The organism is Thomasclavelia sp., from assembly GCF_017889095.1.
Lineage (GTDB): Bacteria > Bacillota_I > Bacilli_A > Erysipelotrichales > Coprobacillaceae > Thomasclavelia.
Genome location: NZ_JAGHEW010000376.1, coordinates 1 through 25120, shown reverse-complemented (window position 1 = coordinate 25120; position 25120 = coordinate 1). Strand labels below are relative to the sequence as shown.

The 25120-nt window shown below is 31.0% G+C and carries 29 protein-coding genes and 1 pseudogene; 3 read left to right on the top strand and 27 right to left on the bottom strand.

The genetic code is table 11. The features are described 5' to 3' along the window. Positions 1 to 79: 79 nt before the first annotated feature. From J7M77_RS16020 to J7M77_RS15955, 14 genes are all read right to left on the bottom strand, one after another. The gene (locus J7M77_RS16020) at positions 80 to 1126 is read right to left on the bottom strand and encodes a glycosyltransferase family 2 protein (RefSeq protein ID WP_296880386.1); all 1047 of its coding nucleotides are present in this window, start codon (positions 1124 to 1126) and stop codon (positions 80 to 82) included. Then, positions 1126 to 2553 carry an O-antigen polymerase gene (locus tag J7M77_RS16015; RefSeq protein ID WP_296880385.1) on the bottom strand — a complete coding sequence of 476 codons (1428 nt, stop codon included), beginning with the start codon at positions 2551 to 2553 and terminating at the stop codon, positions 1126 to 1128. The genes J7M77_RS16020 and J7M77_RS16015 overlap by 1 nt, the downstream gene beginning before the upstream one ends. Then, positions 2540 to 3688: a glycosyltransferase gene (locus J7M77_RS16010; protein ID WP_296880383.1), complete on the bottom strand. Its 1149-nt coding sequence runs from the start codon at positions 3686 to 3688 to the stop codon at positions 2540 to 2542. Before J7M77_RS16010 ends, J7M77_RS16015 begins: the two co-directional genes overlap by 14 nt. A gap of 4 nt (positions 3689 to 3692) precedes the next feature. Next, complete coding sequence (locus J7M77_RS16005; protein ID WP_296880381.1) at positions 3693 to 4787, bottom strand: glycosyltransferase; 1095 nt, start codon at positions 4785 to 4787, stop codon at positions 3693 to 3695. A gap of 13 nt (positions 4788 to 4800) precedes the next feature. Further along, a complete protein-coding gene (locus J7M77_RS16000; protein WP_296880380.1) occupies positions 4801 to 5895 on the bottom strand; it encodes a glycosyltransferase in 1095 nt (364 codons plus the stop codon). Next, entirely contained in the window at positions 5885 to 6667 is a 783-nt protein-coding gene (locus J7M77_RS15995; RefSeq protein ID WP_296880378.1) for an NAD-dependent epimerase/dehydratase family protein, read from the bottom strand. The genes J7M77_RS16000 and J7M77_RS15995 overlap by 11 nt, the downstream gene beginning before the upstream one ends. Continuing rightward, positions 6664 to 7284 carry a sugar transferase gene (locus J7M77_RS15990; RefSeq protein ID WP_296880376.1) on the bottom strand — a complete coding sequence of 207 codons (621 nt, stop codon included), beginning with the start codon at positions 7282 to 7284 and terminating at the stop codon, positions 6664 to 6666. The genes J7M77_RS15995 and J7M77_RS15990 overlap by 4 nt, the downstream gene beginning before the upstream one ends. A gap of 12 nt (positions 7285 to 7296) precedes the next feature. Beyond that, a complete protein-coding gene (locus J7M77_RS15985; protein ID WP_296880374.1) occupies positions 7297 to 7869 on the bottom strand; it encodes a sialic acid O-acetyltransferase in 573 nt (190 codons plus the stop codon). Positions 7870 to 8086: 217 nt separating this feature from the next. After that, positions 8087 to 8584 carry a transcription termination/antitermination NusG family protein gene (locus J7M77_RS15980; protein WP_296880372.1) on the bottom strand — a complete coding sequence of 166 codons (498 nt, stop codon included), beginning with the start codon at positions 8582 to 8584 and terminating at the stop codon, positions 8087 to 8089. 20 nt (positions 8585 to 8604) lie between these two features. Continuing rightward, the gene (locus tag J7M77_RS15975; RefSeq protein ID WP_296880370.1) at positions 8605 to 9108 is read right to left on the bottom strand and encodes a transcription termination/antitermination NusG family protein; all 504 of its coding nucleotides are present in this window, start codon (positions 9106 to 9108) and stop codon (positions 8605 to 8607) included. Between the two features lie 58 nt (positions 9109 to 9166). After that, positions 9167 to 10111 (bottom strand): site-specific integrase, encoded by a 945-nt coding sequence (locus tag J7M77_RS15970; RefSeq protein WP_296880368.1) that lies wholly within the window; start codon positions 10109 to 10111, stop codon positions 9167 to 9169. Between the two features lie 290 nt (positions 10112 to 10401). After that, positions 10402 to 10998, bottom strand: a complete 597-nt coding sequence (locus J7M77_RS15965; RefSeq protein WP_296880367.1) for a hypothetical protein — start codon at positions 10996 to 10998, stop codon at positions 10402 to 10404. Between the two features lie 17 nt (positions 10999 to 11015). Further along, positions 11016 to 11330 (bottom strand): YolD-like family protein, encoded by a 315-nt coding sequence (locus tag J7M77_RS15960; protein WP_296880365.1) that lies wholly within the window; start codon positions 11328 to 11330, stop codon positions 11016 to 11018. Further along, positions 11323 to 12576 carry a DNA repair protein gene (locus tag J7M77_RS15955; RefSeq protein WP_296880411.1) on the bottom strand — a complete coding sequence of 418 codons (1254 nt, stop codon included), beginning with the start codon at positions 12574 to 12576 and terminating at the stop codon, positions 11323 to 11325. Before J7M77_RS15955 ends, J7M77_RS15960 begins: the two co-directional genes overlap by 8 nt. Positions 12577 to 12750: 174 nt before the next feature. Between J7M77_RS15955 and J7M77_RS15950 the strand changes: the two genes are divergently transcribed. Then, complete coding sequence (locus J7M77_RS15950) at positions 12751 to 13344, top strand: S24 family peptidase (protein WP_296880363.1); 594 nt, start codon at positions 12751 to 12753, stop codon at positions 13342 to 13344. A gap of 22 nt (positions 13345 to 13366) precedes the next feature. Here J7M77_RS15950 and J7M77_RS15945 read toward each other — a convergent pair whose 3' ends face one another. Continuing rightward, positions 13367 to 13732 (bottom strand): helix-turn-helix transcriptional regulator, encoded by a 366-nt coding sequence (locus J7M77_RS15945; protein ID WP_296880361.1) that lies wholly within the window; start codon positions 13730 to 13732, stop codon positions 13367 to 13369. Between the two features lie 7 nt (positions 13733 to 13739). After that, a complete protein-coding gene (locus J7M77_RS15940) occupies positions 13740 to 15341 on the bottom strand; it encodes a lysozyme family protein (RefSeq protein WP_296880359.1) in 1602 nt (533 codons plus the stop codon). Between the two features lie 79 nt (positions 15342 to 15420). Between J7M77_RS15940 and J7M77_RS15935 the strand changes: the two genes are divergently transcribed. Continuing rightward, positions 15421 to 15771, top strand: coding sequence for a hypothetical protein (locus J7M77_RS15935; RefSeq protein ID WP_296880358.1), 351 nt, complete (start codon positions 15421 to 15423; stop codon positions 15769 to 15771). Then, positions 15764 to 16093, top strand: coding sequence for a hypothetical protein (locus J7M77_RS15930; RefSeq protein ID WP_296880356.1), 330 nt, complete (start codon positions 15764 to 15766; stop codon positions 16091 to 16093). The genes J7M77_RS15935 and J7M77_RS15930 overlap by 8 nt, the downstream gene beginning before the upstream one ends. 12 nt (positions 16094 to 16105) lie before the next feature. Here J7M77_RS15930 and J7M77_RS15925 read toward each other — a convergent pair whose 3' ends face one another. From J7M77_RS15925 to J7M77_RS15875, 11 genes and pseudogenes are all read right to left on the bottom strand, one after another. Then, on the bottom strand, positions 16106 to 16852 hold the full coding sequence (locus tag J7M77_RS15925; RefSeq protein ID WP_296880354.1) for a DUF6674 family protein: 747 nt from the start codon (positions 16850 to 16852) through the stop codon (positions 16106 to 16108). Beyond that, entirely contained in the window at positions 16840 to 19191 is a 2352-nt protein-coding gene (locus tag J7M77_RS15920; protein WP_296880352.1) for a VirB4-like conjugal transfer ATPase, CD1110 family, read from the bottom strand. Before J7M77_RS15920 ends, J7M77_RS15925 begins: the two co-directional genes overlap by 13 nt. Next, positions 19106 to 19549, bottom strand: coding sequence for a PrgI family protein (locus J7M77_RS15915; protein WP_296880350.1), 444 nt, complete (start codon positions 19547 to 19549; stop codon positions 19106 to 19108). Before J7M77_RS15915 ends, J7M77_RS15920 begins: the two co-directional genes overlap by 86 nt. Positions 19550 to 19639: 90 nt before the next feature. Next, positions 19640 to 19951, bottom strand: coding sequence for a type II toxin-antitoxin system RelE/ParE family toxin (locus tag J7M77_RS15910; RefSeq protein ID WP_296880348.1), 312 nt, complete (start codon positions 19949 to 19951; stop codon positions 19640 to 19642). Continuing rightward, positions 19941 to 20204, bottom strand: a complete 264-nt coding sequence (locus J7M77_RS15905; protein ID WP_296880347.1) for a type II toxin-antitoxin system Phd/YefM family antitoxin — start codon at positions 20202 to 20204, stop codon at positions 19941 to 19943. The genes J7M77_RS15910 and J7M77_RS15905 overlap by 11 nt, the downstream gene beginning before the upstream one ends. 71 nt (positions 20205 to 20275) lie before the next feature. Next, positions 20276 to 21052, bottom strand: a complete 777-nt coding sequence (locus J7M77_RS15900) for a hypothetical protein (protein WP_296880410.1) — start codon at positions 21050 to 21052, stop codon at positions 20276 to 20278. 82 nt (positions 21053 to 21134) lie between these two features. Next, a complete protein-coding gene (locus J7M77_RS15895; protein WP_367237042.1) occupies positions 21135 to 21461 on the bottom strand; it encodes a glutamyl-tRNA amidotransferase in 327 nt (108 codons plus the stop codon). A 79-nt stretch (positions 21462 to 21540) separates the two neighbouring features. Next, the gene (locus tag J7M77_RS15890; protein ID WP_296880345.1) at positions 21541 to 23322 is read right to left on the bottom strand and encodes a VirD4-like conjugal transfer protein, CD1115 family; all 1782 of its coding nucleotides are present in this window, start codon (positions 23320 to 23322) and stop codon (positions 21541 to 21543) included. A gap of 13 nt (positions 23323 to 23335) precedes the next feature. After that, positions 23336 to 24235: a hypothetical protein gene (locus J7M77_RS15885; protein WP_296880344.1), complete on the bottom strand. Its 900-nt coding sequence runs from the start codon at positions 24233 to 24235 to the stop codon at positions 23336 to 23338. 6 nt (positions 24236 to 24241) lie between these two features. Beyond that, positions 24242 to 24955 (bottom strand): PcfB family protein, encoded by a 714-nt coding sequence (locus J7M77_RS15880; protein ID WP_296880343.1) that lies wholly within the window; start codon positions 24953 to 24955, stop codon positions 24242 to 24244. Beyond that, positions 24897 to 25120 (bottom strand): annotated as a pseudogene (locus J7M77_RS15875) (hypothetical protein); the annotation flags it as partial. The pseudogene J7M77_RS15875 and the gene J7M77_RS15880, both read right to left, overlap by 59 nt.

Genomic DNA, 25120 nt, shown 5'->3' with positions numbered 1-25120 from the left:
TCATAAAATTTAAATTTTAAAATTACAGTTTGTATATACTTTTTTTACTGGATAAAAAAGTATTTTTATTAATTTCATACTAGTTAGTTCCCTTTCTATAAATATAAGCAAAAAGTCTACGTATATACTTTTTTATAATATATCTTGTTCTTTTCTTTAAAAAAAACTTATTATCTATTTTTTTTATGTCATGGTAAAGTTCTATATTACATTTTTCTTTTACCATATCATTTGCTAAATTAATTAAAAATAGTCTATCTTTTTTTGGAATAATCAGATTATTACAATAAATATTAATTATACAATCATTTACTTCTTTTAAAATTCTATTGTTAATTTTTTCATTCACTGTAGAATCAGTAACTTCAAATAAATCAACTAGTTGAAATAAAGCAGAATAATTTAATATAACATTGTAAATCTTTTTCTCTATTATTTCCTTAGAATTGTTAGTAGTTAAGCTATTAGTATTATATACATAATGATAACAAGGATTGGGTAAAAAGATGGCATTTTCAAGATATTTGAATATTTCTATATTAAATAATAAATCTTCTCCATAAAACCTGTTAACATCAAAATAAATATTATTTTTTATTAACAATTCTCTCTTCACTAAAAATAGACATGGAGAATTCATTGAATAAGTGTTTAAAAAAGCATTAAATACTTCGTATTTAAAAGATTCTCTTTTTACATAAACTGGATAATCAAAAATAACATCACATACATAATTTTTCCTAATATCAACTATATCTTTTGTACATGCAATCCTGACATAATTACTTTTAAACTTTTTAAGTGAGTTTAACATTATCTCCAATGTATTTTCTTCTATCCAATCATCAGAATCAATAAACATAATATACTCACCGTTTGAAATTTTAATTCCTTTATTTCTTGTAAAAGAAACTCCATTGTTTTCTTGATTAATCAGTTTTATCCTCGAATCTATTAATTCATATTTCCTAGCTATATCATAACTGTTGTCAGTCGAACCATCATTAATCAATATTACTTCTATGTTTTTTTCTGTTTGACTCAAAAGTGAATTAATGCATTTATTTAAATATTTTTCACAATTAAAAATTGGAACAATAATTGATACTTTAGGCCTATTTTTCATCATTCCCTCCTATATTTCCTATAAAGTAATAAATACAAAAAGTATAATGGCAATATATACCATACAAAATAACGAATTAAAGGATTTATATTATTTCTAATTGACCAAATGACCTGAATACAATAAATTAACATTAAACCCTTTTTTATATCAGAATTACCATATTTAATTATCAAATCTAATTTATATAGATAAAAGCCAATAACTAAAAAAATAATAATAGTTAAATAACCAAAATTTGCATATAAATCACCAACAATGGATCCTCCAAAGGCTAGTCCATAAAATTTAGATATTTCAAGTTGGATATCACCGTTTAATTTGGCTATACTTAAAGAACTTCCAAAATTTGGAATTATAGATAATAAACCATATAGGTATGTAGTCCCAAATTTATAATTTGATGCTGTGGGATAAATACATAGTGAAGCAGATGTAGGAAATATTGCAATTCCCATTTCATTTAAAACCAGAAAAATAGGATTATTCTTTAAGATTTCTAGCATAATTATATCAATATGAGAAATCCATTCATTAATAGAATAATCTCTTGCAATTCTCATAAAAGCGATCATAATTGTCAATGGTATTGAAAGCAAAAGAAAGTTAATCAACTGCCTTTTTTTTAAAGGTTTAATCAGATTATTCCAAATAATTATCAAAAATAAAATATTTAATAAAGGTAATCCTCTTGAACCAAATAATATAGAAATTAAATTATATGAAGCAAAAACTATGGCAATTATTTTTGCTTTTTTTAAGTTTTGTTTATATGATATCATCAACATTAACATTGCTACATTAAAATAAGGGGCTATTTTTTCACCAATTGAATTTAGACCTACCCCATAATTAGTAGCTACAGCTGTGTACCCGTAATTTGATGAGAGTTGGAAGTCTGTTACAAACTCTATTAAGAAAAAAGGAAAAGAAATAAAAATAAATGCAAAACTTACAATCCTTATAATTTTTAATTGATCTTGTGTTATAAGCGATTTCTCTTTTTTGATACTATTATTGGTAGAATTACTAGTTTTAAATTTTATTATTTTAGAAATAAAAATTCCTACAATCAATGTTATAAAACAATAAAACGATATTCTTACACCGTCAGCTATCTGTTTTAAAGTAAAATCAGCAAAGAAATCGTAAGAATTTGAATCAACAAAATTAAATCCAAATCGGCAGATTACCTGTCCAAATATAAAAATAAAATAAAATATTACAAACATAAATGATATTGCAATAAAATCTATTTTTAAAAACTTAAAAAAGAATAAACTTAAAACAAAATATGCAACTATTAACCAAGAATAATATACTAACCATAATTTATAATTACCGATAAATAAATCTATTGAAACTGATAACAATAAAGATAAAATAGTTAGCATTAAAAACAATAATAGATATTTATTTTTTTTCATAAATTTCGCTACCTTTTTTTAGATAAAAATTAACTAATTTATTAGTCGTATATTCCGAAGAAAAACCTTTTTCTTTTAATATTTCAATATATTTATTCCTATCTGTTTTTTTATTATTACAAGTTATAACTGCATTATACCATTTGGACAAATCATCATCTAAACCAACAAACTTTACTGCATCATCAATTATCGACACCTCTTTTGAAATGGTATCAGATAATACACAATTAGTGCCTGAAGCAAGAGCTTCAACAACCGTCAAAGGGAAACCTTCATATAGTGATGGCATTATATATACATCAAATAAATTCATAAATTCAGGTATATTAGTTCTAACACCAGCAAAATTAATGTAAGACTCCAATCTATTTTTTTTCACTTGTGCTTCTATTTCTTGTTTTAATTTTCCATCTCCTACTAAAATTATTTTTGCAGGAATTTTCTTATCTTTTAAATATTGGGCAAAGCGTATAAAAAAGATATGATTTTTTTGTTCTTCAAACCTTGCAACGTTACCTATTATAATTTCATCAGAAATATCAAATTCCTTTTTTAATTCACTTACTAAATCAATATCAATAAATTTATACTTATGTAAATCTATACCATTATATAAAATCATTGTTTCACGCTGTATTTTTTTAGAGTTACCAAATAAATAGTCCCTTGCTTTATATCCACAAGCTATTTTATCGGTACAAAAAAGAGCAATCATTAATCTTGAAAGAGTTCTATAAATTCTTCTTTTTATTGTATTTCGATTAAATTCACTCGCGTTATGTGAATGAACAATTCTTACTTTTACGCCAGCTAAAAATGCAGCAAAACAAACTATACCCGAGTGAAACATAGTAGGTACATGTATTATGTCATATCCATTATTTGATTTTATAACTTTTATTATTTGCAATATATGCTTAATTGCACCGCATTCTTTTGGAGAATCAATAATGAAAATATTACCTCCGTTTTCTTTAATTTCGTCATCATATTCTCCGGGTTCGTTACTCATACAAAGAAAATCAAATTGTATTCTTTCATGATCCATTTTTCTAAATATATTCATAATTAAAGTTTCTGCTCCACCAGTTCGCATTCTTTGAAACACATGCAATACTTTAATTTTTTCCATTAAATCACCTCACATCTTTGTTTATTAAAGAACAATATAATTCTATTAATTTATTTCTAGAAAAGCATAAGTTATAGTTATCATATTTATTGTATTGTATTGTTCTATCATAATCTTTCCCAATTATTTTTATTTGATCAATCCACTCGTCCACATTATTTGGATCTAAAAAGGTAATATCATCAATTAGTACAGATCTGTCTACATTTGAAGAACATATACATTTAAGTCCATTAACTTGTGCTTCAACAAGAACAAAAGGAAGTCCTTCCCACAGACTAGGAAGCAAAAAAATATCAAAAGCAGCATAATAAAAATCAATCTTATCATTAGGCTCAATGAAAATTATTTTATTGCTACATTTTAGTTTTTCAGATAAAGATTTCACTTCATTTTTAAGCGGACCATCACCTACAATCATTAATTTATAGTTTCCATTTAATTCTTTGATAAGATTTATTAAAAATTTCTGATTTTTTTGCATAGTAAATCTACCAATATTCCCTAACAATATACAATTATCATCTATATTACATTCTTCTCTTATTATGCGTCTTTTTTGTTCATCAAAAGTAAATTTATCTAATTCTATTGCATTATAAAATATAGTAAAATTCTTTTTTCCATATAAATATTTTCCAGCTGCGACACCACAAGATATTCTTTCTGTTAGAAAAAAATTAGTAAGAAATATAAATATTTTATCTAACTTACTATAAATCCTTTTTTTATAAACAATTTTTGCATTATGTGAATGACTAATCCTATGTTTTATACCACAAAAAGAAGCTACAGATAAGGGTATAAAATTCATAGTTGTTTGATGAGCATGCACTATCTCTATATTATATTTTCTCATTATTGAATAAAGTTCTATGATGTGTTTAATGAGATGTTTTTCTTTAGAATGCACTCTAATACACTTTATTTTTTTTTCTTTAAATTTATTTAGAATTTCTAGATCTGGATTATGTTGGTATACCAAAACAAAATTAAATTTTTCCAAAATCTTCCCTTCTAAATTATTCAGTAAGTATCTTTCTACACCTCCATTTTTCAAGCCACTGATAATTATGGATATTGTAGTTTTATCTGTCATACCATGTTCCTTTCTAAATTTTAACATATATATCTTTAACTATTGATTTAATATAATTTGTCGAATATTTTTCCATTTGTTCTAAATTGATCAATTCATTGGAAGCTGAAAAAACACATTTTCTACAGTCGTCAATATCTAATGGATCAAATAAGTTGTTAGATATTAAATCAACATTTCCTCTTATCTTACTTACAACGCACACACACCCACAAGCCATAGCTTCCATAAGTGCAACAGGCAACCCTTCTTGTAATGAAGGAAAAACGAAAATATCACTTATTTTTATAAGTTCTATCCTATCATTTCTAAATCCTAATAGTCTTAAATCAACATTATTTTCATCTGCTATTTTTTCTAAATAGTCTTTTAAATTCCCTTGACCACAGATTAAATATGTTATATTTGGCTTATTTTTTAGTGCTTTAATCACCAGTTCATGGTTTTTTCTTTTACTTAATTCCCCAACAGAAATAAGTATTTTATTTTCTGATGGTATTTTCAGTGACTTTTTAATTTCTTCCTTATTAACTCTTATGTTTTTTATTGCATCAATATCAATTCCTATTCCTGGAACATACTCTACTTTTTTTGCTTTAAAATTTCTTTCTGCTATTTCATAATCTTCTCTATTAATGGTAATTAAAACATCTGTATATTTTGAAAGCCATTTTTCAATAGGATAAAAAGTTATCCAATTAATAATAGGAGCACCCTTAAAAAAATGAAAACCATGAGCAGTATAAATCACTTTTAGGCTTTTGAATTTTTTTGATGCTAATCTAGATATTACACTTGCAATAGGAGTGTGTGTATGCATTAATTTGTAATTATTAGATAATAATTTTTTCATTTCCTTATAAGATTTTAATAATTCTATGATTGAAAAAACTCTTCTTGGAAAATTTACTTGATGAATAGTTATATTCATTGATTTTAATTTCTTTCTAAATTGTTCTAGTGATTCATCATCAATCACATTAAAGCTTTTAAAATTGGTTGCAACCTCAACTTGATAGTCTAAATCTTGTAAAATACTAATATCATTCATCAAAAATTGTCTAATCATGTATGGCGTGGTTGTTACAATTAAAACTTTATTTTTCATATTTCAAATCTCCAAATACTTTTGTTATTAACCTTACTTTTCCAATCATTATTTTAATAATTGGATTAAAGATGGGAATAAATAATACTTTTACTTTTTCTTTTATCATTTGTTCTTTTACAATTTCATATGTACACATGTATTCATCATTCTGTGGCAAATAAATCTCACTTTTATTCTCCTCAATAATGTCATTTATCTTTTCACTTAATCTTTCTACAGTTATAGAACTTCTTTCATTTCTAATAGTAGGAAAAATATGGATTTTCCTAACTGCATTAAATAATTTAGTTAAATTACCGGGACAACCATCTCCATAAACCATTGGTGGTCTTACAATGGATATAATAAAATCTTTATCAGCTAATTTCATAATTTGCTCCTCAGCCTCCATTTTACTTTTTCCATAATTTGTCTTAGGTTTTAATGGTGTGTTGAGTGTTATTAATTCATTTGAATATTCTAATCCATAAACACTCATACTACTCATAAAAATAAATTGCTTTACATTGGATTGTTTTGCTTTTGTAGCAACTTCTATCGCCAAATCTCGATTTATCTTATAATATAAAGAAGCATTTTCTTTTGTTTCTTTTTGATGTGCAATCCCTGCAACATGGAAAACAATATCATATCCTGAAAAGTCATATTTGTTCCAATTTGGGTCTTTCATATCCAATGTATCGATTTGATATTCTGAATAATCTTTCATATAGTCTTCAAATGAAGTTCCGATGTAACTGTTGGCTCCAGTAATCAATATCTTTTTCATGATACTTCACCATCCCTCTTATGCATTTCTCCTGTTCCTCCTTCAACCACTCCATCACTTCTAAGTACTGATGTAATCGTTCCAAAGAAACATTTTAGATCAAATAAAAAAGAAATTTGCTTGACATAGTCCCCATCTAGTTTAGCTTTTACTGGTATTTCCAGTTCATCTCTACCATTGATCTGCGCCCAGCCTGTTAATCCTGGTCTGACATCATTTGCCTTATATTTATCTCTTTCTTCAATTAAATCATATTGATTCCATAATGCCGGTCTTGGCCCAATAATTGCCATTTCACCTTTTAATATATTGATAATTTGTGGCAATTCATCTAAGGATGTTTTTCTTAAAAACTTTCCTGCTTTAGTAATATATTGATTGGGATTACTTAACATATGCGTTGGCATATCTTTAGGGGTATCCACATACATAGTTCTAAACTTATAGATATCAAAATGTCTTTTATGTATTCCTATTCGCTTTTGTTTAAACAATATTGGTCCCTTAGAATCTAGCTTTATCCAGATACATAAAATAATAAAAACAGGACTCAATAAAATCAGTCCCAATAAAGATAAAACAAAATCAATCCATCTTTTTAATATTTTACTATACATATCTATCTCCTTTTAAAAGAAACTTGGTTCTCTACCAAAATCCTGTTGATACTTTTCTTGCCATTTATTGTCTTCTTCTAGAGTTTCATATACTTCCCCATAATTAACTTTTGTAAAGTCTTTGACATGACTTAGAGATGGAATAATTGCTCCACCATTGATATGACAGTATTTTCCAATAATAGCATCATGATCAACCAAAGCATTAGAGGATAAGATAGCTCCTTGTTTCAATAAAGTATTGGACTGTATTACAGCATGAGGAAAAACTACTGAACCTTTTTCAATGATTGCCGATTTTGAAACAAAACTATAAGGACTGATCAAAGAAACTAGACTGTAACCAATCTGTTCAGCTTGATTCATTAAACGGCATCTTAAAGTGTTGTTACCTATTGCAATAAAGATATTTTCATATTCTGGATAATAACTGCTCATTTCATCAATTGTACCAATAACATTGACCTTATCATTAGGATGATCATCAAGAAAATTAATCTGAGAAAACATTTTCATATCCAAAGCAATTTCCTGACAACATTGTCCATGACCACCTGCTCCAATAATTAATAATTTTTTATACAAATTCTCACTCTCCCTTTTTTTCGCAATGTTATTTAAGCTTAAATTTATAATTCCTATCATTCCAAAATAAAAAACCATACATATTTCTACATATGGTTTATTCCATATTCGATTTTAGATAGTATCTTCCCATTCCGATAAGTTATACTTTATATCAGACTGGGAAAAATTATGTTCAAACAATCTAGATAAAGGCAGAGACACCACACGCAATATCTTATTTGTTTTGCTTAAATAACAAACCTGCAATGATATTTCTATCAAGAAACCTTATATTTAAAACAGCCAACTGATCTCTCTTGTCAGAATCGATAATATCTTTTTGAAAAAAAATCAGGGGACCTTTGGTCACTACTGTCTTTCCTTTTTCCTTATGACCTTCTGACATTCTCAATATGGCATCCTTATCTAATAAGCGATGCAACAGATTGATTTCATCATCAGTTAAAGCAGTTACTTCTTTTTTCTTCAGTTCCTTGATGATACCATCTCTTTGTTCATTCATTGAAAGTAACAATGAATCAAATTCCATTTGACTTAATTCTGTTTTAATGAATAGATATCCGGGAAACATAACCTGTAATTCAATAATATTCTTTAATCGAAAATATCTTTCCATTTTTGGTATAAACACTTGTATTTCATCATAATTATTCAATCTCTGACATATTTTTTCTGTCTTCACTGTCTGACAAAATAAAACATAATAGTTCATTGTTTTTCACAATTCCCTAATTAGCTCTTACTGATGATTTCCAAAGGAACAATCAATGACAAGTTATTCTCTTTGAAATCAAACTTAGCGGTTCGCTGATGTCTATTGATTTTAGTAATAGATTCTTCCATACCACATAATGGTCCCTGATCAATCTTTAATTTTGAACGAATGATATTACCAGTAGAATGAAGAATTACTCCATATTGATCAAACAGCTTTTCAAATAAATCCTGTATACTTTTTTGCATTGAATATGAATTTCCCTGTTTTACTAGAACGGCAACATTTTTGATATTCTCGAAAAACTTCTCATACTTGTCCATAAATTCATTCTCGTTCAAATTTGATTTAACAAATATGTAATCAGGATATAAATCTTTTACAATGTAACTTCTGACACTTTTAGCACCAATCCATTTTTCTGTTTTTGGTACAAAAGCTAAAGTATCATTCTGACTGTTAAAAAAATTAAGAATTCTCTTTGTATACTTTGATTGAACATTAATGAAATACCAGTACATCTACCATCTTCCTTATAAAATTAGGTCATACGAAATTAATAAAATGTCGTAGAATTAACTATTCTACGACCATTAATTTAGATATTTTATTAATCTGTTCTTTCATGTAATTTAGGCTTGGGTGAACATACATATCCATCGTAAATGCTACACTAGAATGTCCTAGAAGCTCACTTAATGTCTTAATATCCATTGAGCATTCAACACAGTGAGTTGCAAATGTATGTCTTAATCCATGAAAAGTTAGTGAAATATTTAATTTGTTACAAATTCTTTTAAAATTTCTTTGTATATTTCTTGTATCCGGAGTGTTTGTGTTATTTGTTATCAAGAAACAGTTTTCTGTTTTAGGCTGGACGATTGATTTATAAACTTTAAGATAGTCAATTAAGAAATCAGCTAAAACCACAACTCTAGCTGATGAATCGGATTTTGGAGATGAAATCATTATTTTCGTTTTAGGTCCATCAGAATCCTTGTTTTTTATTCTTTGAACTGTTCTATTGACAGAAAGAGTCTGGTTTTCTAATTGAATATCTTCCCATTTTAAACCGCATATCTCACCAATTCTTAGTCCAGTGTGCAAACATGTATAAACAGATACTGTAGTAAAATTCATATTTTCCTTACAATAACTTAACAAACGCTGATATTCATCGTTTGTTAGTACTTGGATTTCTTTCTTCTCTTTCTGCTTTTTCATAAATGATAAATCACATTTTTCAAATCCATGTCTTTTTATACCAAATTTAAGTATATCTTTTAAAACAACATTAATCATGTTATGAGTACTTTTTGATAGTTGGCTATTTTTTAAAAAGTTGTAATACCACTTTTCAAAGTCCACTTCATTCCAACTGCTGATTGGTTTTTCTTTATCCATGTTTTCTAAATAATTCTCAATGATTTCCTGATACCTCATTAGTGTAGAGTATTTGACTGTCAATTCTTTATAATTTAGCCACTCCTCTGCTAATTTTTTGATGTAAATTTCTTTTTCCATTTTCTGTTCTCCTTTTCTTTTTCTAAATATCATATTAGATAAGTTAAAAATGGCTAAATGGTTGTTTAGTACAAGAACTTTACTAATTAATACAAAAACGCCATAAATTAAATATTTTTCTTTAACTTTTTAGTCATATGTGCTATATTATTGGTCGTAGAATAGTTAATTCTACGACTTTTTCTTCGTAATATCGTAAACAGCATACAATCCAAAATAAAAAAATCGTACCTTTTGAGTACGATTGTTCTATATTATCTGATTTTAAATAGAAGGAAACTTCTATTTTTTTATTGATCAGATTTTATTGGTATAATTTGATATTTTTCTTTCATCTGCATTAATTGATCTTCTGGGTATTCCTGTATTAACCAATTAACTTTTTCTGCATATCTGTTTTGTTCTAATCCTTTGAAATAAATATTATGATCAAAAACACATCGCATAATAATATATGCAAAGGCAAATTTATCTAATTCATCAGCTGAATTTATATATGCTTTATGCTGTTTATAACTGTCTGTTTGAATATAAATATAGTAAAAATTATGGGCATCTTTACAGCATGGCAAATCTTTACTATATCTTAGAGCCTGCTCATACTGATAAATTCCCCTTAATAGTTTGATAATAACGATATATGCTTTGACAATATCTGAAAAAATTTTCAAATTTATATAAACAGTATTTTCCTCATAGATGTATTTAATATATTTTACACTTGTATTTAAATCACGCTGATCGTAAGATATAAGATTTAAATGGCTATCATACAGTTTAAAATTTGCTTTTGTCTTACAAAAATAATAAATATCCGGTCTTTTGATTTCCATGAGATCACATAACATATAAATGAGATTTCTGCTATTGATAATAACTTCTTTCATTATAGCCACCACTTCATTTACATAAATTCTATTTTAACAATATCTTTTAATTTAATTTCTTTATCTACTATGCGAATTATTTTATTATTTAAGTCTACTAAAGCAACCATTCCTTCTTTCTGAATATATTGATCAAGGTCATAGTAAGTTATTTGTACCAACATTCCTGACTTCAGACTCTTTATCTTCCAATTCAACTCATCATAATCATCAGCAGATAACTCCTTTTTTGGTATTATCTTTTTTTCCTTCTCTCTGATCAGTTCTGTAAATCCTTTTAAAGCATCATACGATAGGAATAATTTTGCTCTTTGAAGTTTTTTATCAGGCATTGTGACCACCAATCAACGTGTTCCTTTTTTCTGTTGTTGCTTTTTCTAGTTTATTCATACCTTTTAGAACAGCATTTTTCCCATATCGGTGTTTTATCTGGATAATTGCTTCCTGAAGTCTTTTTTCTCTGTCAAGTTCCTCAAAATCTGTAAATAAATCATAACTCTCATAGAATTCATCTAACAAATTTCCAAATCCGATTGCAATAGTACGAATAGGATATTCTTTACAGGTTGTTCTTATAAATAAATCAACAAATTCTTCTGTCATTATTTTAAGTGAATTCGTTCTAACTGAAATTTTTCGTGAACCGCCTGTACCTTTAATAATATTGTTAGAGTATCCTATGCTTAAAGAAATCTGATCACTTACCAGACGATTTTCAACAAGTCGATATATCGTTACTTCCACCATTTCTTTTAATACGAGCAGGGCATCTTGATATTCATAATCTTCAAACAGTACCTGCGAATGTGAAATAGAATTGCTTTGAGGCTGATACTGCTTTATCTCTGAAATTGTGGTGGGTTCCTTTCCCCACGCATGATCAATAATATATTCTGCATTAATTCCGAACTCTTTATATAACACATCTTCTCTATAATGTGCCAAATCATACATATCGGTAATTCCCAGTTGACTAAGATGATTTGAAATACCTCTGCCAATATGCCAAAAATCAGTTAAAGGGAGATAATGCCATAAATATTTCTGATAAAGCTTTTCATTTAGCATTCCAATATTATCTTTTTGATGTTTAGCTAGAATATCCAACGCCACTTTAGCCAGGTAAAGATTTGTACCTATTCCACATGTAGCAGTAATATTTGTCTGGTTAAAAACATCCTGCATAATCATTTTTGCAAATTCTTTAGGTTTCATTTTATAGTATTTAAGATAGTCAGTTGCATCAATGAAACACTCGTCAATGGAATAAACATGAATATCATTAGTGCTAACGTATTTTAAATAAATAGAATAAATTGTAGAGGAATATTCCATGTACAGTTTCATTCTTGGTGTAGCAATATGATATTTTACATTATCCGGGATTTCAAATAATCGACATCTATTTTTTATTCCCATAGACTTCATCTTGGGTGTAATTGCTAAACATAATGCTCCTTTTCCTCTTGTTGGATCAGCCACAACTAGATTTTCTTCAAACGGATCTAAATGACGTTCACTACATTCTACGGATGCGAAAAAACTTTTAAGATCGATACAGAAATAAATTTTATTCATGTCCATCTTTGCCTCCTTTCAATTTTCATTATATTTATCTTTGTTGCATAATTCAACTATAAATGCAACAAAATGAAATAGACTCCAAAATATTGGAATTCATTTTAATTTATTGTTCTTTTTTATTGCAACATGTTGACTTCTGTCTTATAATGTGGTAAAGAAGGTGGTTTTATGCAATTTAAAGACTATTTAAAAGAATATAAATTAAAAACCGGTATGACACACCAGCAAATTGCTGATCAACTCAATGTTAATCGTTCCACTATCACCCGCTGGTTAAAGGGAGATACCAAAGCTGTCAATCAGGAGGTTATCGAACGATTATCTTATATGTTAAAAATAGATGTTGAGCAGCTATTAAAGGAAAAAGAAGTTTATGAAAAACCTATTATTGGAACGGTCAAAGCCGGATATAATCTTCTAGCTGATCAAAACATAGAAAGCTATGAAGAGGTAACATCTAGAGATTTCTATAGAGGAGATTTCTTTTTGCGAGTTACCGGTGATTCAATGGACGGAGCTCATATTCATGATAATGATTTAATTTATGTTAAACAGTGTTCTGATGTTCCTTCAGGAACGATTGCTGTTGTTCTAATCGATGAAGAAGCTACTGTAAAAAGGGTTATCAAAAAAAAGGACCTGCTGATTTTAGAAGCAGCAAATCCCAACTACAATAATCGCTATTTCACTGCTAAGGAAGTAGAAGAACTTCCTGTAAAAATTTTAGGCAAGGTTATCTACAGCAAGTCCGAAATCAACTAGATTATTTCTTAATAAAAGACAGTTAAATCATATATCTACCAACTAAATTATTAAACTCTCCGTATTTTAATGGAAATAACTCATTTACACTTTTAAAAAAACTAAAGACCAGCAAAGGTGCAATGCCTTCCATGCTTAGCCAGTACATATCGATACATAAATCGATAACTGGATCACCTGTACTGCTGGTCAACACTTCTTTTTTTACATCAAATATATTACTTATTTTTTGTAAAATATTATCTCTAGGCATTCTGCTGTTTTTTTCATACTGTGTAATCCGAACAACAGCCGTACTTTCTTTAAACCCAAGCAAAATGCCAAGTTCTTTTTGAGTCATATTCTTTCTTTTTCTTAAAATTTTTATACGTTTACCTATATCCATCATTTTATTCTTACCCCAATCTTATGCCATATCCTAATATATGTTTATAATTTTTATCATACTCTTTACTTTTTACCTCATCATTACTGTTTCCCTCCACAGTATATATTTTTCCATCCTCGACTTTTACAACAATTCCTACATGATCTGGAAGTTTGTTATCTTCCCAGTCAAAGAAAATAATATCACCCGGTACAGGTGTATAACTTTTATCCTTCCATTTATTATGTCTTGTAAACCATGCCATACCATCATAAGTAGCAGCAAATTTTGGAATATTCGTTCCAATATCCCCGCTTTCATAAGCACACCATGATACAAATATTGCACACCAGTTCACCCTCTGATTAAGACCATACCATTCCCAGTATTTTTTACCACCTGCGGTTCCAACCTGTGATTTTGCAGCCAGTACAATACCTCCCTGTCCGGGATGATAATAACGCAGTACATGAGGTACATAATCCGGATCTCCATATACATCTGTTTTCAGTTCAGCTTTCTTCTGATCACTAAAGACTTTTGCATTTGCCTTTGTATATCCGCCAAAATTTTTTACTGCCCATGATATGTAGCCATTACCATAATTATAACCCTGTAGAGCCAGAGAAATATTATCAATGTCACTTATTTCCTTAACTTTAGCTTTATCTAGACAGTCTGCTAAATTTTGAATACCTACCTGAATAGAATAATCAGGATCGGTAATTCCTCCCGGTTTTCTGGGATATTTTTCATTAAAACCGCACTCAGAGGACTGCATTGGGTCTTTTCCCTTCCCACCGCTTTCCTGCATCATTACAGCCTGAATCAGCGGAACATAATCCGCTATATTATATTCAACCGCATATTTTTCAATCACCTCAGTATAAGCCAATACTTCTTCACTCACATAGGCTTCTGCATTGACTGTAGTAGTGTCGTCCGACAGTGCCGAAAACAAACCAATAAATAAAGTAATAACAATTAAAATAATCAGACCTGTTCCGGCAGTGATCAAAAAATTAATACCGTTTTTCGCTTTTTTATATATGAACGTACCGCCATGAAATACCCCTGATCCTAATGATGATACTACATTTACTGTTTTATTCCTGTTTTTCAAGTTCTTGAGTTTATTTTTGTATCCTGCTATCCAGTAGTTCTTCATTCTTGATGTATAGGAATCAGAATGATTAATAATGGTTTTACTTTCATTTTCCTTTGACTTTATCGGACTGTATTGATCCGCTTTTTTTTGTCTGATAAAATTTAAATCTTTTATCTTTTTTGTTTGAATTTTTTCTTTGTTTTTTATATTTAATTTATCCTCATTCAAATCATCACTATCTTTTTTTAAAGATAGTGTATCAAATACCTGATTATTATGATCTTTTTTCTTTCTAACTGATAATCTTCTTTTTTTAAAAGCAGTCTGGAAGGCTTTTTTCTCCACTGCAACAGTTTTATTGACTGCATACTGATTATCCTGTTCTTTTTCATTACTGTTTTTGGGTACGACCATATCTTTCTGTGACAAAATGATCTTTTTTTCAAAATGCTGTAAATTTCTTTTTTTATCAGAAGTTTTGACAGTTTTTGATGATTCTTTTGTTTTTATTTTTTTTACCATAACGCATCCTTTCTGTTAAATCGCACATTTGTATCTCCAACCATTTTTTATAAAATAAATACTGAAGGGAGGATGACAAATGCAAAACGAAGATATTTATAAACTGTTATTTGATCACTATCTAGAAGAGTTTAATACACATCAGCATTCAAAAAAAATATTAAAGATTGAAAAACAAATCGATGATCTGCAAAAAACATTGATGAATGAACCCGATAAAAACTTAACATTAAAAGAAAAAGCTGCCATTTTTAATCAGATGGAACAGCTATATTTCCTGCATGAAACTAATCTGCGGTTTGATGATTTTAAAAATGTATTATCCATCGGTATCCTACTAGGATTAAAACTAAATTCATATCAAAATGAACCAATGATAAATAATATATTAACCTACATAAATAAAAGCGAGGTATTCCACAATGGATAAAATCGTTCTTGACATATACAGAAAACTGATCAGTTTTGATCACTATGATACCAGTCATGATTTAATGTATCAAAAAACCGCTCACGAACTAGTTGAAACAGAAAAGGAAATTATCAGTTTACTAAGAAAAAGCTTACCAAAAGAAGAGGTAAAAAAACTGACAGATAAATATCAGAACCTGCAGAATCAAATCCTTTTTCATGAAGAATATCGCGATTTTCTTAACTTTTTTACTGCCGGATTATCCATTGGACTCATGGCGAACAAAGAAAAAATACATAAATATCAGGAACTCTTCGATTACTTAAATAACAGATTATAATAAAGACTCCCGTTAACGTTCGGGAGCCTTTTTATTTATTATCATATTTGGATTATTTTTACTTTTGTGATTTAAAAGTTTCAAATCTTTTTTTACCGAGCTTTTATCCAGCTCATCTAATTTACGAATCAGCTTAGAATTACTGATAGCCATTGTTCTGAATCTTTTAAACATAGCTCGACTGCTTTTTTGGACAACCGTTATTTTTTTGCTGTCATTTACCGTTTCCAATGGCTTTTTTCCTCTTAGAAGTCGTACAACATTTTTTACATTTCGTTTAGCATTGCTCAGTTCACTCGAAATTTGCTGACTTGTATGGTCTAACTCCATTGTTTTTTTCATTCCGGCATAAAAACTCTTCTGCAATTTTTTCAAGCCATCTTTAATATGCAAAATATTGACCGTCTTCACTAAAGTGTTCTTCCCTTTCTGCTTTACAGAAGAAATACATTCTTTCATAGAAGAAATCAGCTGAGTCTTGATGCTATTCAAACTTTTAATTCCTTCATTAACCGTTACCTGTAATTTATCCACTACATGATTTAATCGTTCTTTCATTGTAGGATTTTGCATACTGTCCAACACTTCTCTTACATCATGAAGTTCATTGACCACCTGATTAAACTGTTTTTCAAGACTGCTGATATAATCCAGCAGTTCTCTGGTTTCATTAAGTTCTTCTTTCTTATCATTTGATTCAAGCAAATCTAAATATTGCATTACAATTCCGTCTTCAGTTATTGTTTTCATTTCTTCCATTCATTATCCTCTCCTTTTTCTCTGTCTGACGGTTTAGTTGTCATAAGTTTATATAGTTCAGTATTTTTAGGGAATCGATTCACAAAGGGAACAAGATTTCCTCCGTATTTGATCAGTCCGCAACCAGCCTGAGCATTTGTAATATAGCTCAACTGTTCATCAGAGATATTCAGTAATGTTGCCAGTTTTTCACGATCCTGATAAGCCTGATTCAGCATAACAACAAACTCACTGTTTGAAAGCATTGTACTTGCCTGAACACTGTCCAGCAAATATTCCACATTCTGCGTAATACCGATGGGATAACCATCACGCTTTCTAAACTGTCGCCACGCTGAATTAAAGAAACTTGCACTTTCTTCGTTTTCAAAAACAACGTGAAACTCGTCGATAATGATATGCGTTCTTTTTCCTTTTCGCCAGTTGTCATTAACACGATTGATCATGGCATCGGTGATAACCAATAATCCCATCGTCTTGAGCTGTTTACCCAGCTTAAAAATGTCATAGGAAACAATGCGACTTGATGTATCGACATTTGTTTCATGGGCAAAAGCATCTAATGAACCGTCGGTAAATAATTCCAGTTTCAATGCCAGGCTCCTTGCTTCCAATTCCGGCTGTTCTAAAAGTTTTTTTCTTAAAGTGACCAATGTTGGCACTTTTCCGGTTTTATAATAATCCTGATAAACCAGTGCAACACATCGATCAATAATGGAACGGTCAATCGGTTTAATACCGTCACGATCAAGCTGCTCGAATAAAGACATGATGAATTGAGATTTATCTCCTACAGGATTGCCACTATCTCCATAACCCTCATTCATATCGAGAGCGTTAATATGGTTAGGACTTCCTACAGCAATCTGGATAACCTCACCCCCTAATTCCTTAACCAGCAGTGAGTATTCCGATTCCGGATCGCAAATAATAATGTCATCGTCCGTTGACAGGGCAATAAAAACAATCTGCTCTTTGGTTAAAAAACTTTTACCTGAGCCGGGTACACCTAGCTGAAATGCATTGGGATTCATCAGTTTTTCTTTATTGCATAATATTAAATTATTGGTAATGGCATTCTGCCCAAACCATATTCCTCCTGCATCACTAATTTCCTGTGCCCTGAATGGCATAAAAACTGCCATACTTTCGGTTAAAAGCGTTCTCACTATATCAAGTTTATTCCCCTCAATTGGAAGTACACTCATCAGTCCCTCAAGCTGTCTGCTGGCAAAAGCCAAAACAGAGAGTTCACACATATATTTTCTTGCAATGCTCATAAGTGTATCTGTATCATTATCCAGTTCTTCTTTTGAATCCGCTAAATGAACCAGTGTCATGCACCCCAGCATCATTCTCTGGTCCCTGACAATCAGATCATCTAAAAATTCCTTACTCTCTTTCCTTTGAGCCTCCATATCATACGGGATAACTGCTGAAAAGTTATTGTTAGCATTCTGGCGTCTTTGCCAGTTCGTAATGTTTGTTTCAACCCCTAAAAGTCGATTTTCAACTTCTTTTACCGCTTCATCGGTTGGGACGACAATTATATCCATACTGTACATCAGATTTTTATTAAAAGAGCACAGTTCGCTGACAAAAGAATCTTTGATATATGTGGCAAAGTTAGACAGATACATCACTCGTCCGTATTTATCACCAAGCTTAAAATATTTGTGGTGAAATTCCGGCTGACGGGGACAAATAGCATCTTTAAAGTGATGACCTTTACGCATAAAGTCCTTTAGATCAAACTGAAAGTTTCCCTCTTCACCACAGCGGTAAAAATCATGCAACAGTTTAAGTCGTTCAACAGCATCGAGTTCCTCCAATTCACTTCCAAGTCTTGCAAAATGTGCTGACAATTCAGTAAAGGTTCTGGAGAAAAAGGTTCTAGCCTCTTCAATAGAATTTTTAAAAACAGTGACCGTAATATATTTTTCCTGACTTATAGATTCTGCCTGTTCAACTTTTTCTAACAGCATATCGTTATATTCCTTGCGGTACTTATCCAGATGATCACCTTTTAAAGGAATAAGTATATTTTCCTTAAAATTTTTAATATCTATTTTTCGATTATTAATTGTTATTTTGGTCATCACACTGCTATCTAAAGAATTGAGCAGTTCACTGTAATGTAAAAATAAACCCACTTTTTCCTCTTTCGATGCAATGGAATAATTAATATCTTTAAATCGATACGTTTTCGAATACTTTTTTCCTACACAAAAAATACCGTCAGCATAGATCGTATCAATATTGATCACGTCCTGAGCGGATTTTGGTACTTTTATTTTTTCTCTGTTCTGTTTTTTTAATCTTTCGTAACTTTTTATCATTAACGCCTAACGACTCCTTTCGCTTAACATCGATAAAACTTCTTAATATTTCATAATATAAATTGACGGGTTTAAAAATTAATTTTTTTCCTGAAAGCCAGAGTGATTTCCAGGCATGAAGTATAATTTTTTCAAACGTCATTTCCTGATAAGTGACAAATCCTAAAGATGCAAAAGGGACTGCCCCTATAATACATATCCAGCTCGTTATCTCTAAACCCAGTTTATTAATAAAAGAAAAATAAATGATAATGGCGATGACACATGCCAGTACAGAAAAAAAGCACTGTCTCAGGGATAAACCTAACACAATGCTTTCCGTATATTTTCTAATATCTTTATTAATTTTTATTTCCATTTTTTCACCTTTCATCATACTTAAAAACCGACACACGTTGATTAGTATGCCGGTTATCTTAGTATTTTATATTCTGTAATATTTGTCTGACTAAACTTTTAGAGCATAGTTTTCCAACTGATGAAATACCCCTAATACAGTGACTGTCATATCGGATATAGAAAAAATAACAGTATAATTCATATTAGATAAGACAGCTTCGTGATAACCTTTTCTGGCAAGATAACTATCTTTACATATTGGAAACTGATAAGGATTTTCTTCAAGTCGGCTATAAATTTTATCTATTTCATCAAAAAGATGTCTGGCTGCTCTTTCACTTTTTACAGTGTAGAGCAAATAATCGATCTGTCGGGTAGTTAATTCTTCAGCACGTTCAGTTATATCTAATTTATAGCCCATATTTTGCTCTCATCTCGTTTAATGACTGTCTTGCATCTCTGACTTTTCCTTCTTTCATCTGTTTTTCAGAGATTTCGATGTCTTTGTAAATTTCAAATTTTTTCATCATTTTTTCATACACTTCTATACTCATAATGACCATATCTCCATATCCATTTTTTGTAATATAAATAGGTTCGTCCTGCTGGTGGCACTTGTCGGAAATATCTGCAGTATTTTTCAGTTCACTAATGGGTATAATACGTGGCATCATTCATCTCCTCCTCTCTTATGGCAATATTATACCATAATTAGAGAATAATATGCATATTTTTAGCCATTTAATTATAATCCCATCATATCTTTTACAATTCTATCGCTCATCTTGACCGTTCCGACTAACACCAGCATATTAAACACAATTTCGCCTATATATGTCCATAGCATTGAAACAGCACTCGCTTCAGCGTCAATTGCCGGAGCGGAGGATGCAAATGCAGAAAATATAACACAGGCCAGAACGATAATCGCTCCTTCGAGGCAGACTCCCATATAGCTTTTAATAAAGGTAACAGCCACCGATTGTGTGCTTTCACTTGCTGAAGCAGATAAAGGAATCGGGCTGATTGCAGTATACATATAAAGTTTAAAAAAGCGGCTATAGACTGTTAGAATCAGAACAAAAGAAAGAATAGTAATAAATATTCCTCCCAGCAAAGTAACAGCCCATAAAGGAATAGACTCTAAAAAACCGCAATCATCGATTGCTTCTTCAATCACTTTGGGAATCGTAGTGGTCGTTGCACTTCCCACACCGACAGTTGTCATAATTTTGCTGGTAATTCCCTGAACAATTTCAAATACTTTTGTCATGATCGTCATTCCATAAGTGACAATCACTCTGGCAACGGCAAATCTCAAAAACAGTCTTAGTGCCTGCTCAGGACGTTTTATTTCTGTCAGGCTTGTACACGTTTTGACCATGCCGACCACAAAAAACAGAACAAGCAGTGCAAGTCCTATTGCTGTTAAAGCATTATGAATTTTAACGATAACAGTCCAAATATGACCGCCTTTAAAGGTCTGTGGTGTCTGCGTCAGCAAAAGCCATATTTCCGACATTTTTTCATTCCATGTATTGATTGCATTGGTTAGATTATCTAAAATTCCACCCAATAAAACCACCTCCTTTGCTTACTGCCATTTATCCACCTACAATGGTGTTTAAAATTTCTTTTGCAAACGTAATGACGATACCGCCTGCAACAGTTAAAAAACCATTGGCACGTTGACTCGGATCATGGCTTTTTAAGGACAGACCCACCTGAACAACACCAAAACCAAGCAAAATCATACCAATAGCTCGAATTAGGCTGAAAATAAAATTTGACAGATTGTTGATCACTGTAAGGGGATCTCCCTCTGCAAAAACAGGTACTGCTCCTACATTTAGAATCAGTACACTCATGACATAGCACATCCACAACATTCTTTTCAATTTTATCAGCATTAAACGCTTATTTCCTTTCATTTATATAACCCCCATAAAATCATTTTTGTAAAATAAAAAACAGGCAGTTTTCATGACCACCTGCTTCATCTTTAGCTTTTTAATATTCTTCTGTGACATCATCATCAATATCGTTAAAGTATTCCTCAATATCTTCATCGGAGAAAAATTCATAATCTTCTGAAAGTATGATATTTTCCCATTCTTCAACAGTATATTTTATTTTTCCATGTTCGTAAGGTTTCGTTCCTCCGTCTTTTGTATATTTAACATTAGGATGTTTTAGAATATCGTATTTCTTATCAAAAATAGGTCTTTCACCTCGAATAAACAGTAACGCATAATCATTATTAAGCAATCGTACCTCATCAGGTGTTAATAATTCTCGACCAACCTGCTGATAATTGGTTGAGTAGCTTCCGCTTTTTCCGCTGGATTTGCCATAGGTATTTGTATCCAGTGTTTCCTTGCCTAAATATTCGCTAATAAACTTGTGAGTAGACTGTTCATTCCCACCCAGATAGTATAATTCGTCACAATTGCCGACGATACTTTCCCAAGCATCTTTATATAATGCTTTGATCTGTGCAAGATTCTGAAGAATGATAGAAACAAATATCTTTCTGGAACGCATAGTCGATAACAGTTTGTCAAATTCGTCCGGTAAGGCGACGTTGGCAAATTCGTCCATTAAAAAATGGACAGCTAGCGGCAACTCTCCACCATGAATAATATCCGCACTGTAATATAAAATCTGAAACAGCTGGGTATACAACATACCGACAAGAAAATTAAAGGTACTGTCATTATCGGGAATAACTGCAAACAGAGCGGTCTTTCTTTCTCCCATGAGTTCCAGTTCCAATTCATCAGTAGAAGTAATCCCTGCTATACTTTCCAAGTTAAAAGCAGCCAGTCGAACGCCAACAGACACTAAAATAGATTTTGCTGTTTTTCCAGCGGCCTGTTTATAAATTTTATACTGTTTTACTGCAAGACTTTCTGGATTCCTCATTTCGAGTCTTTCAAATAACTCATCTAATGGGCTTTGATAATCTTCGTCATCTTCTCTTACTTCAGCGGCTGCAATCATTTCCATGACCATTGTAAAATTCTGTTCTTCTTCAGGTGCTTCATGGAGAAGATACAGGCATAAAGCCTCCAAAAGTGCTGTTTCCGATTTTTCCCAAAAAGGATCCTGATTTTGACTCCCTTTTGGTGTCGTATTACGAATAAGATTGGTGATCAGTTTTAAAACATCTTTATCGTCCTGAATATATCTAAAAGGATTATAACAGTGACTTTTTTGCATATTGATCAGATCAATGACCTTGATCACATATCCCTCTTTTTCAAGAAGATTTCCTACATCTCTCAAAATCTCACCTTTGGGATCAAGACAGACAAAGCTGGTATTACACTGCATAATATTAGGCTTACAGTAAAACCTCGTCTTACCTGCACCACTACCACCAATAATAATAGTGTTAAGATTTCTTCGATGTTTCTTACCGTCTAAACCTATTCTTACATTTTGACTTAGTATCTTATTAGAAGTAAAGTCTTTGCTTGCATACTTTTGATTGACCTTTTTGGTATCACCCCATTTCGCTGAACCGTATTCTACGTTTCTTCGGTAATTTCTTCTACTGGATAATACAATACCCGCTACACAGATATAAATCACTGTCATTAGACCGACCATTTTAAGGCTGTTTTCACACCATACAACATGAAATGGATGATAGATTGCAACTGTCATTTCAGGTAACGCATAAATCAATCCATCGGATATATAAGGAGCAATTAACAGTCCAAACCATACAATGGGAATAAAACCTAGCATAAACAGAATAAAATAATGATGCTCTTCGTGTTTCATATTTACTTTCCAATCATCGAACCATTTGGTCCCTGTTATCCCTGTTCTGCTGAGAAATATAAATTCCTTTATCAATTCTATCACTGACATCTTTCACTATGGACTGTATCGTATAAAGCTGTTTTTTTATTTCATACGGCTTTTTATCATAAAAGACTTCGCCAACATCTTTTGCAAAATCCACATCATCTACCGGTACACCATATTTGTTGCATAATATATAGGCAGCACTGTCCATACAGAACTTTTCATGACCATCAAATGAATGCTGATCCTGCTGTTCATATTCTACCGCAGAGAATTCCCTCAACAGTCCATGTATCAGTACCGCCGGCTCCAGTTGATCAGCATAATAAATACGTTCCTTCTGACTTGAATAATAAACATCTTTGATACTTTCCATTTGCGTTAATTCCAGTTTGACAGGTGATTCATAGGTAAGACCTGTAATCAGATTTTCCACATTCATTACCGGTTTTTTATAGAATGATTTTTTCGTGTTAATTTGCGATGCATCGAAAACATATTTTACCCTGTAATTTGTGCCAGCAGAACCGTTGCTTTTTTCATATTCCCCATCTGGTTTTAAAATTTGAATGCCTTTTTCATCCTGTCTGATATACAGTTTCTTTTCTTTCCAGTAATCACTATCTTTTAAGAATACCGCATCTGGTTTTTGAGCCATCACTAATAGCAGATTGGTTACGGTATAATTTAATCTTGCTGTAAGTTTTAAAAATTCAAGATACTGTACTGGTGACGAAATCACTTTATTTAACTGCCTGTCCGCCATCTTATAAAGTTCATTTTTTTGTTCACGCTTCTGTTTAGCGTATTCTTCCCTGCTGATTTTTTTAGCAGGTTTAGGTGATGCGTTTTGTGATGCCATAAGTCTTGAATAAATATCTTTCATTTGCTTCTACCTCGCTTTCTGTTTTTGTTTTTGATTTTTGTATCGAGCCTTTCTGGTTCTTCTATGCTTTATTTTTCTCAATTCATCACGAACTGATGGACGCTCCGGTTTAATAGTATCGAATCTTTTTTTTGCTTTCGTTGATGTATGCCCGAACTGAGTTGCGTCCTTCTTCGTTCGAGCCTTGCTGGGGTTTTGACCATCTTTTTCCTGTTTCATCGATTCCATCATTTGACGAACCATTTCATCATGTTCTTTATCACCCAAAGGCGGAACATCTCTCATGCTTTCCCGATTCATCATTTCAGCAGTTTTATCATTTAACGTTTTGGTATCCACTGTAGCCAGTTCAAACTTATCAATGATTCGTGTAATTTTAGCGGCATCTTCTGCCCTAACTAAAATATCACAAATACCGTTACGCTTATGCTTTTCCTTTAATACGCAGTACATCACGCCATATCGCTTTGCCTCTTTTACAAACAGTTTTAGATCATCATACTGAATAGCAAACACTTTCAGTTCCTTACCGCTTTTAAGCATGGTATTCAGTCTTGCTTTTCCTTTGACTTTTTTCCTGTCAGTAAGAATCGCATACAATGTAACAGCAAGCGACTTTGATGCCATACCCCCAGCTTTCAATGCTACATTAGCCGCTATTTCAATTCCCTGTAAATTCATTCTCACGAACTGATCTGCGGTTTCGCCCCCTGCGTTCATCTTGATCACGCTCCTTTTCTTTTTCTTCTTTCTGAATGGTTTCCAATTTTACTTTCATCTTTAAAGACCGTTCCTTTATACCCTCATATAACTTCACCTCCCTTCTGAGATTTTGAATTTCTGCTGAATAATCCGCTATATCTTTTTGCAGTTTCTCTTTTATAT